This window comes from Flavimobilis marinus, assembly GCF_900113055.1.
In the GTDB taxonomy this organism is placed as follows: domain Bacteria; phylum Actinomycetota; class Actinomycetes; order Actinomycetales; family Cellulomonadaceae; genus Flavimobilis; species Flavimobilis marinus.
Window position 1 is genome coordinate 609,379 of the sequence record NZ_FONZ01000001.1, and the last position, 17,660, is coordinate 627,038.

15 protein-coding genes and 1 tRNA gene are annotated in these 17,660 nt (G+C 72.4%); 9 read left to right on the forward strand and 7 right to left on the reverse strand.

What is annotated here, in order from left to right:
- The first annotated feature begins 109 nt into the window (after window positions 1–109).
- From BMZ30_RS02750 to BMZ30_RS02760, 3 genes are all read left to right on the forward strand, one after another.
- Window positions 110–3,139 (forward strand): UPF0182 family membrane protein, encoded by a 3,030-nt coding sequence (locus tag BMZ30_RS02750; RefSeq protein WP_229828296.1) that lies wholly within the window; start codon window positions 110–112, stop codon window positions 3,137–3,139.
- 190 nt (window positions 3,140–3,329) lie between these two features.
- A tRNA-Met gene (locus BMZ30_RS02755) sits at window positions 3,330–3,406 on the forward strand.
- A 119-nt stretch (window positions 3,407–3,525) separates the two neighbouring features.
- On the forward strand, window positions 3,526–4,581 hold the full coding sequence (locus BMZ30_RS02760) for a 2,3-butanediol dehydrogenase (RefSeq protein WP_093375687.1): 1,056 nt from the start codon (window positions 3,526–3,528) through the stop codon (window positions 4,579–4,581).
- A 15-nt stretch (window positions 4,582–4,596) separates the two neighbouring features.
- Here the strand turns inward: BMZ30_RS02760 and BMZ30_RS02765 are convergent, their stop codons facing one another.
- Window positions 4,597–5,217, reverse strand: coding sequence for a DUF305 domain-containing protein (locus BMZ30_RS02765; RefSeq protein WP_093374831.1), 621 nt, complete (start codon window positions 5,215–5,217; stop codon window positions 4,597–4,599).
- A 100-nt stretch (window positions 5,218–5,317) separates the two neighbouring features.
- Here BMZ30_RS02765 and BMZ30_RS02770 point away from each other — a divergent pair, with 100 nt between their 5' ends.
- Window positions 5,318–5,713: a TraR/DksA family transcriptional regulator gene (locus BMZ30_RS02770; RefSeq protein WP_093374833.1), complete on the forward strand. Its 396-nt coding sequence runs from the start codon at window positions 5,318–5,320 to the stop codon at window positions 5,711–5,713.
- Here the strand turns inward: BMZ30_RS02770 and BMZ30_RS02775 are convergent.
- Both BMZ30_RS02775 and BMZ30_RS02780 read right to left on the reverse strand, forming a co-directional pair.
- Complete coding sequence (locus tag BMZ30_RS02775; RefSeq protein WP_093374835.1) at window positions 5,693–6,481, reverse strand: uracil-DNA glycosylase; 789 nt, start codon at window positions 6,479–6,481, stop codon at window positions 5,693–5,695. The genes BMZ30_RS02770 and BMZ30_RS02775 overlap by 21 nt on opposite strands.
- Before the next feature lie 52 nt (window positions 6,482–6,533).
- Entirely contained in the window at window positions 6,534–7,628 is a 1,095-nt protein-coding gene (locus BMZ30_RS02780; protein ID WP_219810172.1) for a saccharopine dehydrogenase family protein, read from the reverse strand.
- A 604-nt stretch (window positions 7,629–8,232) separates the two neighbouring features.
- On the opposite strand from BMZ30_RS02780, the gene BMZ30_RS02785 reads away from it, so the two are divergent.
- Window positions 8,233–10,281, forward strand: coding sequence for a DEAD/DEAH box helicase (locus BMZ30_RS02785; protein ID WP_219810190.1), 2,049 nt, complete (start codon window positions 8,233–8,235; stop codon window positions 10,279–10,281).
- 6 nt (window positions 10,282–10,287) lie between these two features.
- Here BMZ30_RS02785 and BMZ30_RS02790 read toward each other — a convergent pair whose 3' ends face one another.
- Window positions 10,288–10,899 carry a flavodoxin family protein gene (locus BMZ30_RS02790; RefSeq protein ID WP_093375693.1) on the reverse strand — a complete coding sequence of 204 codons (612 nt, stop codon included), beginning with the start codon at window positions 10,897–10,899 and terminating at the stop codon, window positions 10,288–10,290.
- 131 nt (window positions 10,900–11,030) lie between these two features.
- Here BMZ30_RS02790 and BMZ30_RS02795 point away from each other — a divergent pair, with 131 nt between their 5' ends.
- On the forward strand, window positions 11,031–11,615 hold the full coding sequence (locus BMZ30_RS02795; protein WP_093374837.1) for a dihydrofolate reductase family protein: 585 nt from the start codon (window positions 11,031–11,033) through the stop codon (window positions 11,613–11,615).
- A 7-nt stretch (window positions 11,616–11,622) separates the two neighbouring features.
- Here BMZ30_RS02795 and BMZ30_RS02800 read toward each other — a convergent pair whose 3' ends face one another.
- The gene (locus BMZ30_RS02800; protein ID WP_093374839.1) at window positions 11,623–13,638 is read right to left on the reverse strand and encodes a sensor histidine kinase; all 2,016 of its coding nucleotides are present in this window, start codon (window positions 13,636–13,638) and stop codon (window positions 11,623–11,625) included.
- A gap of 100 nt (window positions 13,639–13,738) precedes the next feature.
- Between BMZ30_RS02800 and BMZ30_RS02805 the strand changes: the two genes are divergently transcribed.
- The 3 genes from BMZ30_RS02805 to BMZ30_RS02815 are packed head-to-tail and all read left to right on the forward strand — an operon-like array spanning window position 13,739 to window position 16,376.
- Window positions 13,739–14,107: a response regulator transcription factor gene (locus tag BMZ30_RS02805; RefSeq protein ID WP_093374841.1), complete on the forward strand. Its 369-nt coding sequence runs from the start codon at window positions 13,739–13,741 to the stop codon at window positions 14,105–14,107.
- Entirely contained in the window at window positions 14,104–14,961 is an 858-nt protein-coding gene (locus BMZ30_RS02810) for a HEAT repeat domain-containing protein (RefSeq protein ID WP_093374843.1), read from the forward strand. Before BMZ30_RS02805 ends, BMZ30_RS02810 begins: the two co-directional genes overlap by 4 nt.
- Window positions 14,958–16,376, forward strand: coding sequence for a glycosyltransferase family 2 protein (locus BMZ30_RS02815; protein ID WP_093374846.1), 1,419 nt, complete (start codon window positions 14,958–14,960; stop codon window positions 16,374–16,376). The genes BMZ30_RS02810 and BMZ30_RS02815 overlap by 4 nt, the downstream gene beginning before the upstream one ends.
- 9 nt (window positions 16,377–16,385) lie before the next feature.
- Here BMZ30_RS02815 and BMZ30_RS02820 read toward each other — a convergent pair whose 3' ends face one another.
- Window positions 16,386–17,438 (reverse strand): glucose 1-dehydrogenase, encoded by a 1,053-nt coding sequence (locus BMZ30_RS02820; protein ID WP_093374848.1) that lies wholly within the window; start codon window positions 17,436–17,438, stop codon window positions 16,386–16,388.
- Between the two features lie 7 nt (window positions 17,439–17,445).
- Complete coding sequence (locus BMZ30_RS13660) at window positions 17,446–17,613, reverse strand: hypothetical protein (protein ID WP_177191254.1); 168 nt, start codon at window positions 17,611–17,613, stop codon at window positions 17,446–17,448.
- Window positions 17,614–17,660 lie beyond the last annotated feature (47 nt).

Sequence of the window (17,660 nt, forward strand, 5' to 3'; positions counted from 1 at the left end):
AGATCCACCTGACGCGGCCGTGCCGGGGCCGCGCGGTCTGTGGGAACCTAGGGGCACCCTCGTGCGTTGAGGGGGCAGAAGCACTTCTTCGACCACACGAGGTTCAACCGTGTCCTTCGCCGTACCGTCCAGACCCGCACGCCCCGAGAAGAAGCAGGGGCGTCGCGTCAGCCCGCTCGCGATGACCGTCGGCGTCCTCGCCGCCATCGCCTTCCTGCTCGTCCTCGCGTCCTCGTTCTGGACGGAGGTGCTGTGGTTCAGCGAGCTCGGTTTCAGCGAGGTCCTGTGGACCCAGTGGGGCACGCGCGCTGCGCTCTTCGTCGTCGGGCTCGTCGTGATGGCCCTCGTCGTCGGGCTCAACCTGCACCTCGCCTACCGCAGCCGTCCGGTGTACGCGCCGTCGACGCCCGAGCAGGCGACGCTCGACCAGTACCGCGAGGCGGTGGAGCCGCTGCGCAAGCTGATGATGGTCGCGATCCCGGCCGTCCTCGGGCTGTTCGCCGGCGCTGCTGCGTCCGCGCAGTGGGAGACGGTGCTGCTGTGGATCAATCGCGTGCCGTTCGGCACGAACGACCCGCAGTGGGGCATGGACCTGTCGTTCTTCATCTTCACGCTGCCGTTCCTGCGGTTCATCGTCTCGCTGCTGCTCACGGCGCTCGTCATCGGCACGCTCGCGGCGCTCGCGATGCACTATCTCTACGGCGGCCTGCGCGTCGGCCCGATCGCTGCGCACGAGCCGCGCGTCACGAAGGCCGCGCGCATCCAGCTCTCGGTGCTCGCCGCCGTCGGCATGCTGCTCCTGGCGGCCAACTACTGGCTCGACCGCTACTCGATCCTCACGGCGTCGAACGAGCGGTTCCAGGGGGCGTCCTACGCGGACGTCAACGCCGTCATCCCGGCCAAGGCGATCCTCGCCGGTGTGGCCGTCCTGGTCGCGCTCCTGTTCGTCGTCACCGCGGTGCGCGGCGACTGGAAGCTGCCCGCGATCGGCGTGGGGCTGATGATCGTCTCGGCCGTCGCGATCGGCGGGATCTACCCGGCGATCGTCGAGCGGTTCCAGGTGGCCCCCAACGCCCAGGAGCTCGAGGCCGACTACATCCAGCGCAACATCAATGCCACGCGCGACGCCTTCGGGATCGACGACGTCGAGGTCAGCCCTTACGACGCCGAGACCGAGGCGACCGCGGGGGCGCTGCGTGAGGACTCGCAGACCACGGCGTCGATCCGCCTGCTCGACCCGGCGATCGTCAGCCCGGCGTTCCGCCAGCTGCAGCAGAACAAGCAGTACTACAACTTCCCCTCCACCCTGTCGGTGGACCGCTACGCGATCGACGGCGAGAGCCGCGACACCGTGATCGCGGTGCGCGAGCTCGACCTCGACGGGATCGGCGCCGACCAGCGCAACTGGGTCAACGACCACACGGTCTACACCCACGGCTACGGCGTGGCGGCGGCGTTCGGCAACACGACGAACTCCGACGGCCAGCCGACGTTCTTCCAGGGCGGCATCCCGTCGGTCGGTGCGCTCGGCGAGTACGAGCCGCGCATCTACTTCGGGCAGCAGTCGCCCGAGTACTCGATCGTCGGGGCGCCCGACGGCAACGAGTGGGAGCTCGACTACCCGGACACGGCCGAGGGGCAGATCAACACGTCGTTCCCGACCGACTCGGTGACCGCGGGGCCGTCGATCGGCAACATCCTCAACAAGCTGCTGTACGCCATCAAGTTCGGTGACGAGAAGCTGCTGTTCTCCGACCGTGTGACGTCCGAGTCGCAGATCCTGTACGACCGCGACCCGCGTGACCGCGTCGCCAAGGTCGCCCCGTACCTGACCCTCGACCAGAAGGTCTACCCGGCCGTCGTCGACGGTCGCGTGGTGTGGATCGTCGACGGCTACACGACGACGGACGCCTACCCGTACTCGGCATCGCAGGCGCTCGACGCGGCCACGAACGACACGCTCACCGGCCGGGGATCCATCGCGGCCCTGGCTCCCCAGACGGTCAACTACATCCGCAACTCGGTGAAGGCCACGGTCGACGCCTACGACGGCTCCGTGACGCTGTACGCCTGGGACGCGCAGGACCCGATCCTGCAGGCGTGGTCGAAGATCTTCCCGGCGAGCATCACGGACCTGTCGGAGATGTCGGGCGACCTGATCAGCCACGTCCGGTACCCAGAGGACCTGTTCAAGGTCCAGCGCACGCTGCTGTCGAAGTACCACGTGACCACCGCCCCCGAGTACTTCTCGGGTCAGGACTTCTGGCAGACGCCGCAGGAGCCGACGAACCGGTCGACGACGGGCACCAAGCCGCTGCAGCCGCCGTACTACCTGACGCTGCAGATGCCGGACCAGGACGAGCCGACCTTCTCGCTGATGTCGACGTTCATCCCCGGTGGTAACTCTGACCGACAGATCCTCACCGGGTTCCTCGCGGCGGACGCCGACGCGGGAGCCGAGGCCGGCACGAAGGCGGAGGGCTACGGGAAGCTGCGCCTGCTCGAGCTGCCGAAGGACTCGACCGTGCCTGCCCCGGGCCTCGTGCAGAACCGATTCGATTCTGACCCGAAGGTCTCCGAGCAGCTGAACATCCTCAGCCGCGGCAACTCGCAGGTCGTCAACGGCAACCTCCTCACGCTCCCGGTGGGTGGCGGTCTGCTGTACGTGCAGCCCGTGTACGTGCAGTCGACGGGCTCCACGCAGATCCCGCTGCTGCGCAAGGTGCTGGTCTCGTTCGGTGAGAACATCGGCTACGCGGACACGCTCGAGGAGGCGCTCGACCAGGTCTTCGGCGGCGACTCCGGCGCGGAGATCGGCGACGACGACATGCCCGACGTCGAGGTCCCGGACGCTCCGCTCGAGCCCGGCGATGGCCAGCCGACGGACGAGCCGACGACGGAGCCCACGGACGAGCCCACCACGGAGCCGACGACAGAGCCGACGACCGAGCCGACGACCCCGGTCGTGCCGGGTTCGCCGCGCGAGGCGCTCGACGCGGCGCTGGCGGACGCCGTCGCGGCGATCCAGGCGGGGGAGGATGCTCTGGCGGCTGGTGACTTCGCGGCCTACGGCGCCGCCCAGGACCGCCTGCAGACCGCGCTCGAGGCGGCGCTGGCCGCCGAGGGCGCCCTGGAGTAGGGCCCCGCTCCACCCCCCAGGTCGTCGAGAACGGAGTTGCGACCAGTCGATCCCCGGATTCGCTGGTCGCAACTCCGTTCTCGACGGGTGGGAGCGGGCGGGACCGGGCGTGCGGGGGAGTGGGTGTGACCCGGGTGACAGTGGTTCGATTTGGCCTCCCGGCCGGGCTGACGTAGTGTTACGGAGTCGACGCGGGGTGGAGCAGCTCGGTAGCTCGCTGGGCTCATAACCCAGAGGTCGCAGGTTCAAATCCTGCCCCCGCTACCAACGACGAAGGCCCGGACCTGATGGTCCGGGCCTTCGTGCGTTCCGGGCCTTGCGGATGCGCGCCAGAGGCGTAACGTCAGCAGGGGGGAACAGCCCGATTCTCGATGGAGATGATCACCATGAGGGCAGCGCGATTCCACGGCCGGCACACCATCACGATCGACGAGGTCCCCGAGCCCGAGCTGCGGCCGGGAGCCGTCGCGATCGACGTGGCCTGGTGCGGCATCTGCGGCAGCGACCTGCACGAGTACCTCGAGGGGCCGATCTTCATCCCGCCGCCCGGCCACCCGCACCCGTTGTCCGGCGAGGAGCTCCCGGTGACGATGGGCCACGAGTTCTCCGGCACGGTCGCCGCCCTCGGGGACGGGGTCACCGATCTCGCGGTGGGTGACCGCGTCGTCGTCGAGCCGTACTTCACGTGCGGCGAGTGCGACATGTGCCTGGCGGACCAGTACCACCTGTGCCGCTCGATGGGCTTCATCGGTCTGTCCGGCGGAGGTGGCGGCCTGAGCGAGAAGGTCGTGGTCGGGCGCCGTTGGGTGCATCCGGTCGGCGACATGCCGCTCGACGAGGCAGCGTTGATCGAGCCGCTGTCCGTGGGCCACCACGCGTACGTGCGCTCGGGCGCACAGGAGGGAGACGTCGCACTCATCGGTGGGGCGGGCCCCATCGGGCTCCTCACCGCCGCCGTCCTCCAGGCCAAGGGTGTGACGGTGCTGATGTCGGAGCTGAGCGACGCCCGCAAGGCCAAGGCGCGCGACACCGGCGTGGCCGACCACGTGATCGATCCCACCGCCGAGGACCTCCAGGCCCGCGTGCTGGAGCTCACCGACGGCCGCGGGGTCGACGTCGCCTTCGAGTGCTCCTCGGTCAACGTCGTCCTCGATGCGCTGGTCGACGCGGTGAAGCCCGGCGGCGTCGTCGTGAACGTGTCGATCTGGGGCAAGCCCGCGACCGTGAACATGATGAAGATCGTGCTCAAGGAGATCGACCTGCGCGGCACCATCGCCTACGTCAACGACCACCCCGAGACGATCAGGCTCGTGCGGGAGGGCAAGATCGACCTCAAGCCCTTCATCACCGCGCGCATCGACCTCGCCGACCTCGTGGACGAGGGGCTCGACACGTTGATCAACCGCAACGACACCGCGGTGAAGATCCTCGTGCACCCGTGACGGCCTGAGGACGGGTCAGTCGCTCGGGCACGTCCGGTCGGCGGGCTCGGTGTACTCAGGGACGGGACGCTCGGCGGCCTCGGCCGCAGTCGCAGCGATCCCGTGCGCCGCGATGTCGTCGATCAACCAGTCCATCTCGAAGATCTCGCGGCGCTGTGCCTCGCTGATCTCGACCGCGAGCTCGCACACGCGGTAGTCGTCGAGATTCGCGCGCTCCGAGCGGGTGATGGCGAGCGAGTGGTGCGGGATCATCCCTCGCATGAACGCGGTGTCGCCGACCGTGGCCTGGCTCCGGTCGAGGTAGGCGCCCCCGCCGAGCAGCAGCACGCTGACCGCGATGACGGCGATGTTCGCCTTGGCGTCCTTGTACATGTGGGCCATCCACGCGAACATCACGAGGCCCATGGCTCCGCCCATGGTGAGCGTCATGAAGACGCGGCTCTCGCTGAACCGGATGTGCCCCCACTCCCACGAGCCGACGAACATGATGAAGTACATGACCACCATGCCCGTCGCGATCATCGCCGCGAAGCGCAGGTAGGGCTTGGCCGAGCCGCCGTGCCCACCGTGGTCCTCGTGGTCCTCGTCGTGGTGCTGCTCGGTGGCACGGGGCTGACTCTTGTCGTGCTCGGACATGGTTCACGCTCCCTCGCGATGCGCACGGGTCCAGACCTTCTCGACGCTAGGAGCGTTGTTCGCCGGGCGCATCCCGGGCGGCCCGTGCGACGATCACGGGATGTCTCGCGAGGACCAGGAGCACCCCGACCGCACGGTGGAAGGCAACCATCCGGCTGTCGCCGCGCTGGTCAGCGCTCGCGCCGAGGTCGCCGAGCGGCTGCGCGCGCTGCGCGGCGGGTTCGACGAGATCGTCGCGGCCTCTGCGGACTCGAACGCCGACGACGAGCACGACCCCGAGGGCGCGACGATCGCCTTCGAGCGGGCGCAGGTGGACGCGCTCGCGCGTCAGGCGCAGTCCCAGCTCGAGGAGATCCACGACGCGTTCGCGCGGGTCGCGGCGGGGACCTATGGGCGGTGCGAGGCGTGCGGGAGGCAGATCCCCGCGGAGCGGCTCGCGGTGCGGCCCACGGCGCGCCGCTGCGTCGCCTGCGCGTCAGGTGCGCGCCGGGCCTGAACGAGGTGCGAGGGCGGGCGGCGGCCCTGGAGGTGCGCCGAGCCCAGCGACCTCCCGTGCCGCCATCAGCACGTCGTCCAGCATCGCGGGCGTGAGGCGGCCGGTGAAGGTGTTCTGCTGGCTGACGTGGAAGCACCCGAGCACGGTGAGCGTGCGGCCGTCGGCGTGGACGAGGTCGACGCGCGCCCCGTGACCGAACCTGGGCCGGGGTCGCGGCACGAGCCAGCCCTGCTCCGTGAGCGTGGACAGCAGTGCCTGCCAGCCGAACCCGCCGAGCACGACGGCGACGCGCACCGTGGGTGCGAGCAGCTCGAGCTCCCGCCCGAGGTAGGGCGCGCAGGTGTGCCGCTCGGCGGGCGTGGGCTTATTGTCCGGCGGCGCGCAGTGCACGGGGGCGACCAGGCGCGCACCGGTCAGCACCATGCCGTCGTCGCGCGCGGTCGCCGTCGGCTGCGACGCGAAGCCCGTGCGGTGCAGCGCCGCGAACAGGACGTCGCCCGAGCGGTCCCCGGTGAACATCCGTCCGGTGCGGTTGCCGCCGTGGGCGGCCGGGGCGAGGCCCACGACGACGACGCGCGCGGACTCGTCCCCGAAGCTCGGCACCGGCCGGCCCCAGTACTCCTCGTCACGGAACGCTGCGCGCCGGGTCCGGGCGACGTCCTCGCGCCAGGCCACGAGACGAGGGCAGGCGAAGCACCCCGCGACCAGGGCGTCGACCTCGGCGAGCGTGCGCGCCCGGGCGGCGGACGGGGGATCGGCGTGGTCCATCCGGCCATCCTGCCGTGGATCGGGCCACCTGGCCGGGCGGCGCAAGCCAGGGCTACGGGCGCTCGACGGCGTCACGTCGCACCAGGCCCGCGGTCCGAGCGCCGGCCTCGAGGGCCTCGAGCCCGAACGCCGCGACCGGCCCGGCCGCACCGGTGACGCGCAGAGCGCCGGAGGCGGCCGCCATCGCGGACCACGCCAGGATGTCACCGGACAGCGTGTACGGATCGGGCCCGTCGAGGCGCACATGCTCGAGCAGACGCCCACCGGAGTCCCGCGCCTCGGCCACGACGATGGATCGCCCGCGTGCGCGCTGCTCGGGCGTCGGGCCGCCGGAGGGCGCACTGCGGTCGAGGAGCGCGGCGAGCGCCCGGCGGCCGGGCGGCAGCGCGGCGATCCCGGCGGCGACCGCCGTGGCCGCGGGCACGAGCCGCGCGGCGTGACCGCCGCCACCGATGACGACCGTGACGTCCTGGAGCGACGGGTACGCCGCCGGGAGCGTCAGGTGCTCAGAGCCTCCGACGCTGACGCCGCGCTGCACCGCGCCGTCGGCGAGCGTGAAGGGTGCGGTCCGCGCGCCCACCCGTTCCGTGCGCAGCCGTCCGCCTCGCCAGGCGAACGACGGCTCGAGGAGCACCCCGCCCACGCTGCGTGCGGTGCCGCCGCTCAGGCCGCCGCCGCCCCGGCTCGCATAGCCGACGACGAGGCGCGTCGCGCTCGCACCGGCAGCCTCGAGCGCGAGCGCACCGGCGAGGTTGCCCGGCACCCAGTCGAACGCGCAGGCGGGGACCATCGTCGTCCCGACCGTCGCGGCCCGCGGCCCGAGCTCGTCGAACACCAGACGCAGGAACCTGGGCTCGCCGGTGCTGTCCAGGTAGTGCGCACCGGCGTCGAGCGCGGCCTCGACCGCGACACCGCCCCAGCGCGCGAAGGGCCCGACCGTCGACACCAGCACGTCGCCGCGCTCGACGAGAGCGCGGACCGAGGCGGGCCGGGAGACGTCCGCGACCTGCGTGTCGAGCCCTCCCAGCGCCGCGGCGAGGGGCTGCAGCCGCTCCGCCGACCGTCCCGCGAGCACGGGTCGTGCCCCGCGCGCCACCAGCGCGCGCGCCGCCAGCTCGCCGGTATACCCGGTGGCACCGAAGATCACGATCCGACCCGCGATGGTTGCCTCCCCACGTCGCCCGTCTGCGTCGACCCTACGCCGACGCGCCGCGTCGGGTGCGCGGGCGAGGCGAGCGCAGGAGTAGCATGGCGGGCAGCACCGCGGGGCGTCGCCTGTCTGACGACGTCGCTCCCGGTCGAGGTCATCAGCCGATGACCGTCGGTTCGCACCGCGGACGCGCCCCACGGGGTGCTCGACGCGAGGGTCCCAGACCCGCGAGCCCCCCGCGTCGCGAGCGGCCGGCCCCGTCGTCTGGCCCGCGCGTCGCCGAAACGTCCCGGCCCCGGCCGCCGGACGGGGTTCTCCCCGTCGGCAGCGGCGCGGACCGTGCACTCCGGAGGAGGAGCTTGTGGCCCGAGGTGGCCAGCGCCGATCGGGCGCCAGCGGAACATCCGCGACCAGCAAGAACGCCAGCAAAACTGCTGGCGGCAAGAGCAACCGCACCGCGAAGCCCGCGGCTGCGGCGAAGCGGGGCGCGGGGCGCGGGGGCGGACGCAAGCAGCCCGCGCGCCCGCGCGACAACGAGGGCGTCATCCCGATCCTCGCCCGCGTCGTGCGGGAGGTCGAGGGGGCCGTCCAGCGCGACCAGATGCGCCCCTCCACGCGTACCAAGTTCCAGGTCGTCGCGCTGCTGATGCGCGAGGAGCGCGCCCGCGTGAAGGCGGATCCGACGCTCTCGGAGGCCCGGCGCGCCGAGCAGCTCAAGCGGCTCGACGGCGTCGCGACGATCCTCGCTCAGACCGCGGCCCGCAAGCCGGCGCTGCTGGCGCTGCTCACCGAGGACGCGGCCGTCTCTGACGCGGCCCTCGAGCTGCGCCGCGAGCTGCTGGACGCCGCCGGCCTCGAGGCGCCGCCCGCGCCTGCCGCCCCGACCCCGGCTGAGACCACGGCGCCGTCGACGCCCACGGCCGCGACGCCGTCGTCGACCCCCGCGCCCGTGGCGAGCGTCCCCGCGGAGCGCCGCGTCGTGCCGCAGGCGATCGTCGCCCGCAAGCGCTCCAACCCGTTCCTCCCGCCGGACTTCGAGATCGCCAACAAGCCGCGGGTCCGGCCGCGTCTGCTCGCCGGCTGGGAGCTGCTCGAGCCGCTGTTCCGGGCGTTCGAGCGGGGCGGCAGCTCCGCGTGCATGCCGCTGCCGCAACCGGCCTCGCTCCAGGCCCCCGGCGGCCTCGAGCTGATGCCCCACCAGGCGCGCGTGGTCGCCGCCGCGGCCGCGGGGCACCGCACGTTCCTGCTCGCGGACGAGCCCGGGCTCGGGAAGACCGCCCAGGCGCTGCTGGCCGCGCAGGCCGCGGACGCCTACCCGCTGCTCGTCGTCGTCCCGAACGTCGTCAAGACCAGCTGGGCGCGCGAGGCGGCCCGGTGGACCCCGAAGCGCCGGACCACGGTCGTGCACGGCAACGGCGAGTCGATCGACGGGTTCGCCGACGTCGTCGTCGTCAACTACGAGATCCTCGACCGGCACGTCGGGTGGCTCGCCGACCTCGGCTTCCGGGGGATGGTCGTCGACGAGGCGCACTTCATCAAGAACAAGGGCTCGCAGCGCTCCCAGCACGTGCTGGCCCTGTCGCAGCAGATCCAGGCGCGCACTGCGAGCCCCCTGCTGATGGCGCTCACGGGCACGCCCCTGATCAACGACATCGAGGACTTCCGCGCGATCTGGGAGTTCCTCGGCTGGATCGACGGCGAGAAGCCGGTCGGCGAGCTCATGGCGGCGCTCGAGGACAACGCGCTCACCCCGGCTGACGCCGCGTTCTACCCGGCCGCCCGCGACGCGGTGATCGACCGCGGCATCGTCCGGCGCCGCAAGATCGACGTCGCCGCGGACATCCCCGCGCGGCGCGTCGCGGACATGCCGGTCGAGCTCGACGACGACGCGGGGCGGTCCATCCGCGAGGCGGAGCGCGAGCTCGCCCGCCGGCTGGTCAAGCGCTACGAGACGGCGCTCGAGACCCGCACCACGGGCACGGTCGTCGACGGGATCGACCACGAGCTCGTGCGCCGCGTGGCGACGTGGGAGCGCGAGGAGTCCACCGGCGCGAAGACCGGCGAGAACGTGTTCTCGATGATGCGCCGCATCGGCCAGGCCAAGGCCGGGCTCGCGGCCGACTACGCCGCGCAGCTGGCGAACAACGTGGGCAAGGTGGTCTTCTTCGCCAAGCACGTCGACGTCATGGACGCCGCCGAGCAGACGTTCGCGAAGCGCGGCCTGCGGTTCACGTCGATCCGCGGCGACCAGACGCCGCGGGTGCGGGAGAAGAACATCGACGCGTTCGTCAACGACCCCGAGGTCGCGATCGTCGTGTGCTCGCTCAGCGCCGCGGGCGTCGGCCTGAACCTGCAGGTCGCGTCCAACATGGTGCTCGCCGAGCTCTCGTGGACCGACGCCGAGCAGACGCAGGCGATCGACCGCATCCACCGGATCGGTCAGGCCGAGCCCGTCACGGCATGGCGGATCATCGCCGCGCAGACCATCGACACGCGCATCGCCGAGCTCATCGACTCCAAGGCCGGCCTCGCCGCGCGCGCGCTCGACGGTTCCGACGAGGAGGTCGGCTCGTCCGCCGACGTCCAGCTCGAGGCGCTGGTCAGCCTGCTCACCGACGCTCTTGCCGGGCGGGTGGCCGACCTGCGCTGACTGGTCTCACGCAGGCGGGTAGCCCGAGTCCTTGAGCAGCCGGGCCAGGTGCGCGGTGTTGGCGGCAACGGTCGCGGTCGTCCCGGCGGTCGTCTCGGGGGTGTCGTCGAGGTCCTGGTAGTCGGTCCCGGCCATCGCCTCGCCCACCCAGTAGGTGATCCCCGCCGCGGGAATCGTGTATCCGACGTCGTTGAGCGCCTGGAAGAGCTCGGCGCTGACGTGGTGCGCGCCGTCCTCGTTCCCGACGACGGCGACCGCCGCGACCTTCCCGTAGGTCGCCAGCCGGCCCTGCTCGTCCGTGTTGGACAGCTCGGCGTCGAGGCGCTCGAGCGCGCGCTTGGTCACGCTGGAGGGCTGACCCATCCAGATGGGCGTGGCGAGCACCAGGATGTCGGCGGCCATGACGCGCTCGCGGATCGCGGGCCATGCGTCGCCGGGGCCCATGTCGGCCTTGACGCCGGGCTTGATGTCGTGGTCGACGAGCCGCACGACCTCACCGGTCACGCCGTGCGGGGCGAGCGCGTCGAGCACCTGGCGGCCGAGCAGCTCGCTGCTGGACGCCGCGGGGGAGGGGGACAGGGAGCCGACGAGGACGACGGCACTGAGTTCGGTAGTCATGCTTGCCATGCTGCCCCGCGCGGGCACCGGGCGCACGGGCAGGAACCTCTTGCGGCCCGCGCGCGGTGGCGGCACCCTGGCACCACGAGCGGCCGGGCGGACGGAGGCCGGTCCTGACGGGCGGGGACGACATGCGCAAGGTGATCCTGTGGGCCTCGGTGTCGCTGGACGGGTACTACGAGGGGCCGGGGGGCGACATCTCGTGGCACCAGGTGTCGCCGCAGCTGCACGCGTACTTCAACGAGGAGATCGCGACGCACAGCGCCTTCCTCGAGGGGCGTCGCACCCACCAGCTCATGACGGAGTTCTGGCCGACGGCGGACGAGGACCCGGCGAACGCCGGACCCGTGGCCGAGTTCGCGGAGATCTGGCGCCGGATCACGAAGATCGTGTACTCCCGCACGCTCACGGCCGCGGACGCGCCGTGGGCCGACCGGCTCGAGCGGCGTGTCGACGTCGGCGCGGTGGCGGCGCTCAAGGCGCAGCCGGGCGGCGACATGACCGTGGGCGGGGCGGACCTCGCGGCGACGTTCCTCGAGCTGGGGCTCGTGGACGAGGTGAGGTTGTTCGTGGTCCCGGTGCTGCTCGGCGCCGGACGGCTGCTGTTCGCTCCCACGGGTCGGGCGGAGAACCTGCGGCTGGTCGAGAACCGGACGTTCGACGGCGGGGTCGTCATGCTCCGGCACGAGGTCGTGCGCGAGACCTCGGTCGGGTAGCCGCCCGTCAGTGCCGCACGAGCGGCAGGCGCACCGTCGCCGTCGTGTACGACGCGCCGTCGGAGTCCAGCGCGATGGCGCCGCCGTTGCGCTCGACCAGGCTGCGCACGAGCGCCAGGCCGAGGCCGGTGCCCGGCACGGAGCTCTCCTCCGCGGCGGCACTGCGGTAGAAACGACCGAAGACCTGCTCCAGCTCGTCGGGGGCGATGCCCGAGCCCGTGTCCGTGACGGTCAGCACGGCGTGGTCGTCCTGCAGGGCGGTCGTGATCGTCACGCTGCCGTCCGCGGGCGTGAACTTGATCGCGTTCGTCATGAGGTTCGTGAGGATGCGCCCGACGTCGGCGCGGGCGGCCGAGGCCAGCAGCGGCGGCACCGCGGGGACCTCGAGCCGCACGCCGCGCGCGGTCGCGACGGGCAGCAGCTCCTGGCAGGTCTGCTGCACGGCGTCCCGCAGGTCCGTGGTCCCGGAGTCCCGCTCGTTGCGGGCGGCCCCGGCGCCGAGGTCGAGGAGGTCCTCCACGAGCACACCGAGGCGTCGTGCGTTGCGCTCCACCACGGCGAGGTACGCGCGCTGCTCGTCGTCGAGCTCGGTCTCGTCCTCGATCAGCTCGACGTAGCCGAGGATGCTCGTGATCGGCGTGCGCAGCTCGTGGCTGACCGACGACAGGAAGTCGTCCTTCTGGCGGTTCACCTCCCGCAGGCGTGCCGCCGCGGCGCGCTCGTCGCTGAGTGCGCGCTGCATCGCGGCGTCGGCGAGGTGGCGCTGGGTGACGTCGACGACCTGCGCGGTGACGAACGCCTCGCCTGGCCCGCGCGGCACGCGCGTGAGGAACAGCTCGACCTGGCGCTGGTCGGGGGTCTCGAACTCGTCGTACCACTCACCGAGCGGCGACAGGCGGGCGGCGACCAGGGCGGCCACGAAAGGCGTCGGAGGGTCGGGGATCTCGAGGAGCGGCAGGTCCTCGTCGAGCACCTCGGCCGAGGGGTCGTCACTGATCGCGGGCACCTCGCCCGCGAGCAGCTCGGCGGCCCGGACGTTCGCCTCGACGACGCGGATCTCCGTGGGCGAGACCTCGTGCATGATCACGAGTCCGATCTGCGCGTCGATCAGCCCGCCGCGCAGCACCTGCTCGCGCTCGGCCAGGCGCGCAGCGATCACCTGACGCTCGTCGCGCCCCGTAGCGAATGCAAAGATCGAGGCGGCGTAGGTGATGAGGAAGATCTGCACGGCCTGGACCGGACCTAGCGCGTCTGCCGTGACGGCAGCAAAGGGACCGTGCCCGGCGGCGGTGAGGCTGGTGACGGTGATCGCCACGGCGGCGAGCTGCACCGCCATCGCGCGTGAGGAGTACAGGAGCGTGCCCCAGACGAGGAACGGCATGGGCAGGAACGCCAGCGGCAGCGTGTGCCCGGGCCAGAACACGAACAGCACCGTGGTGGTGAGCGCGATGGGCTGTGCGACGAGCTGCCACCGCGGGCTACGCTCCGCGCTGCGGGTGCTGGTCAGCGCGAGGGGCAGGATCGTCAGGAGGGCCGAGGCGTGGCTCGTGAGCACGGGCGTCCCGCCGACGTACGAGCCACCGTTCGCCAGGAGGGTGACCGAGGCGATCACGGTGGCGATCGCGGCCCCGAGTCCGGCGGCACCCAGCAGCGTCAGGACGTCGCGCCGCCGCTCGAGGCGGGCGCGCCGTCGACCGTACGTCAGCAGGAACGAGACGAGGACGGCCTCCACGGCGTTCGCGAGCCCGTAGCCGAACGAGAGCCCGAACGGCCGGTCGGCGAGCATGTTGGCGACGGTCATCCACACGAGCACGGAGCCGCCCGCGACGAGGAACCACCGCCGGGGGACGGCCATCACGGCAAGCGTGCAGACCGCGATCGCGGGCCACCACACGGAGATCAGGTTGCTGCCGGTGAACGCCGCTGTGCCGGAGCCGAGCACGAGCGCGAGGCTCATCAGGGCCAGGTGCAGGATCACCGTGGCCTGCACGGACCGGGGGAGGCGCGTCGTGACGGGCAGCACACAGACTCCTCAGGCCGGGGGACGTTCGTCCGATTATGGTGGGTGTGCCCCGCAGCGAGCGAGGCGAAGGACTCGGCGGACGCCGGGGAAGGGCGTGAGCATGGCGCGGGTCTTGGTGGTCGAGGACGATCCTGACATCGCGGCGCTGGTCGCCCACAAGCTGCGTTCCGCCGGCCACGAGGTCAGCGTCGCCGTCGACGGCGAGGCGGGCCTGGCGGCGATCCGAGCCGACCGTCCCGCGCTCGTGGTGCTCGACTGGATGACGCCGCGGATGAACGGCATCGAGGTCTGCGAGGCCGTCCGGGCCGATGCCGAGGTGTCCGACACGCGCATCCTGATGCTGACCGCGAAGGCGCAGGAGGCGGACCTCGAGCGCGCCTTCACCGCGGGCGCGGACGAGTACATGCAGAAGCCGTTCAGCACGCGCGAGCTCGTGCTCCGGGCCCAGTCCCTGCTCGCGCGCACATGAGGTACGACGTCGCCGGCTGGGTCCTCGAGGCCACGGCGGCCGCCACCGTCCTCCTGATGCTCCTCATCGCGCTCGTGCGCGTCGTGACGATGGCGCGCGACCGCCGGCAGGCCCGGGCGCACGCGACCGTGCTGCCGCTGCTCCTGGACGTCACCGACGGCGAGGACGTACCGGTCCCGCGCAAGCGCTCCGACGCGCGCGCCATGGGCACGGCGGCCGCGGCGCTGGTGCACAAGGTGCGCGGGGCGGACCGCGAGGCGCTCGCCACCTGGTTGCGCACCCACGACTACGAGCCGCAGGCACGCCGGGGCCTGCGCGCGCGCCGCCCGTCGCGGCGCGCGGTCGCGATCGAGCTCTACCTGGCCCTGGGGGCCGACCCGGCACCCGTCGTGGCGATGCTGCGCGACAAGGACCCGCGGGTCCGGTCGGCTGCCGCGCGCGCCCTCGGTGAGGCCGGCGTCCTCGAGGCCGTGCCGGCGATCGCGCTCGCGGTCGGTGCCCGGCGTCGGCCGGTGTCGCGGAGCGTCGCCGCCATGGCGATCGTCCAGGTGGGTCCCGCCAGCGCGGACGCCTTCGGGGTCGCCTGGGCGTCGCACGATCCACGGGTGCAGCGTCTGGTCATCGACACGGCGGGCCACCTCGGGCTCGCGGACGCCCGGGACCGGCTCGAGGGGGCGCTCGCCTCCTGCGGCGGCGAGCTGCGCGCGCACGCGGCGACCGCGCTCGGGCGCATCGGCTCCCCGCGCTCCGTCCCCGCGCTGCGGACGGCGCTCGCGCTCGCGGAGCCGGCGTCAGCCGAGGACCGGGCCGTCCGGCAGGCCCTGGGCCTGCTCGGGGAAGGGGAAGGCCTGTGACCGTGCTCGCCGACGTCGTCTTCTGGGTGACCGTCGTCCTGGTGCTCTACTACCTGGCCTACAACGTCCTGTTCATCGCCCTGGTGGCCCGCGCGGGCGGGGCGATCGCCGCGGAGCTGGCCTGGCCGGACTCGATGACGCGGGATCTCACCTTCGCCAACCCCCTCACTCCCGGCGTCTCCGTGCTCGTCCCCGCGCACAACGAGGAGGCGGGGATCAAGCAGGCCGTGATCGCGCTCCTCGAGCTGCGCTACCCGATGGTCGAGATCGTGGTCGTCGACGACGGCTCGAGCGACCGCACGGCGCAGATCCTCGTCGACGAGTTCGCGATGGTCCCCACGGTCCTCGAGGTGAACGGCGACGTCGAGCAGGAGGGTGCGACGTTCGCGACGCTGCGCTCGTCGCGGCACCCGGGGCTCGTGCTCGTGCGCAAGGAGAGCGTGGGGCGGCGCTCCGACGCGGTCAACGCCGCGCTGCGCGTGAGCTCGCACGAGCTCGTCTGCATGATCGACGCCGACTCGCTGCTCGAGCCGGACGCGCTGCTGCACGTGGTCCAGCCGTTCATCGACGACGACCGCGTGGTCGCGGCGGGCGGCGTCGTGCTGCCGTCGAACGGCGCGAGCGTGCACCGCGGGCGGATCGTCTCGACGCGCATCCCGCGGCACCTGGTGGTCCGGACGCAGGTGCTCGAGTACCTGCGGGCGTTCCTCGTCGGGCGCTCGGGCTGGTCGAGCATGAACGGCCTGCTGATCATCTCCGGAGCGTTCGGGCTGTTCCGCCGGCAGGCGGTCCTCGACCTCGGCGGTCTCGACCCGACGTCGCTCGCCGAGGACGCGGACCTCGTCGTCGGCGTGCACAAGATGATGCGGGACCGGGGCGAGGCGTTCCGCGTCGTGTTCCTGCCGGAGCCGGTCTGCTGGACCGAGGTGCCCTCGACGCTCAAGGTGCTCGCCAAGCAGCGCAAGCGCTGGTCGCAGGGCCTGGGCGAGCTGCTGTGGAAGTACCGCGGGATGATCGGCCGGCCGCGCTACGGCGTCCTCGGCCTCGTGACCATGCCCTACTTCCTGATGTTCGAGCTCGTCGGACCGTTCATCGAGGTGATCGGGCTCGCGACGGTGGCGATCGGCTTCGCCACCGGTGTGCTGCCCCTGCCGCTGCTGGCGATCTACGTCGGGGCGTCGGTGCTGCTCGCGGTGCTCGGCTCGCTCGCCGCGGTGCTCGTCGAGGAGGTGTCGTTCGCGCGCTACCCGCGCCGACGCGACGTCCTGGCGCTCGTCGTGGCCGCGATCGCGGAGCCGTTCTGGTTCCACTTCCTGCACTCGTGGTGGCGGACCGTCGGGCTGGTGCGCGCGCTGCGGCGCACCGAGTCCGGCTGGGGCGAGATGACCCGGGCGGGCTTCACCGAGGAGGCGTGACGATCTCCCTCAGGCGGTGAGGTCGACGACCACCTTGACGTCGTCGTCGTGCGGCTCGAACGCCTCGAGCGCCCGGCCCAAGGGGACGCGGCGCGTGATCAGTTGCTCGAGCCAGTCGGCCTCGGCACTCACGAGGGCCTGTGCTGCGTCGGCCCAGTGCTCGAGCCCGGCGTTCACCGAGCCGATCACCACGTCGTTGTCCAGCACCAGCTCGTGGTTGAGGGTGTTGGCGTCCACCGGGATGCGCCGGCGGTGCGTCGAGGTGCCCGTGAGGCAGACGATCCCGTACGGCGCCGTGCCGCCCATCGCGCCCATGACGACCGAGCCGACGCCGGTCGCCTCGACGATCACGTCGGGCTGGAGGTGCTTCGCCACGTCGGCGACGGGCTCGGAGTGGTAGGTGGCGCCGAGGGCGCGCACGAGCTCGGGCTTGAGGCCGTCCGTCACCAGGTCGAGGACGTGGACGTCGAGGCCGCGCTGCGTGCCGAGCAGCGCGGCGAGGAGCCCGATCGGCCCCGCACCGGTGACGAGCACGCGCTTCGGCTCGAACCACGAGCGGTTGCCGACGAGCTCGATCTGGTCCCACGCCTTGGCGACGACGCTCGCGGGCTCGAGCAGCACGCCCGTGCTGGCCAGCGCGGGGTCGAGATGCACCGCGTAGTCCGGCTCGATCCGCCAGCGCTCGCTGCCGAAGCCGTCGATCTCCTTGATGCCGCGCTCGGTGTACTCACCGTTGCGGCACATGTCGAAGCGCCCGCGGGCGCACGCGCCGCACGGCACGGGGTCGGGGCGACGCACGACACCGGCCACGAGGTCACCGGAAGCGAGGCCGCTGCCGGCCGGTGCCTCGAGGACCCGGCCGAGCGACTCGTGACCGATCACGAGCCGGTCCCGGCCGTGCGGGGCCCAGCCGTACGCGCCGTCGGCGATCTCACGGTCCGTGCCGCAGACGCCGAGCGCGAGTCCCTCGACGAGCACCGCGCCGTCTCGCTCGTCCGGTTCGGGCACGTCCGTCAGGGCGAGCGAGCCCTCCTCGAGCGGGGTGACGGTCAGGGCGCGCATGGGGCCCTCACACGCGATCCCGGCCGGAGGCCTTGAGCTTGAACCAGCCCCACACGGCGGTCAGGACGAGCAGCACGAGGCCGATCCCGGCGAGCCAGAGCAGGCCCTCGATGATGGCCCCCAGCAGGGACAGGGCGAGCCAGATGACGATCAGTGCGATGACGAGTGCCTTCATCCGTCCACCCTGTCAGCCTCCCGGCACCCGCGCACGTCGGCTTTGCG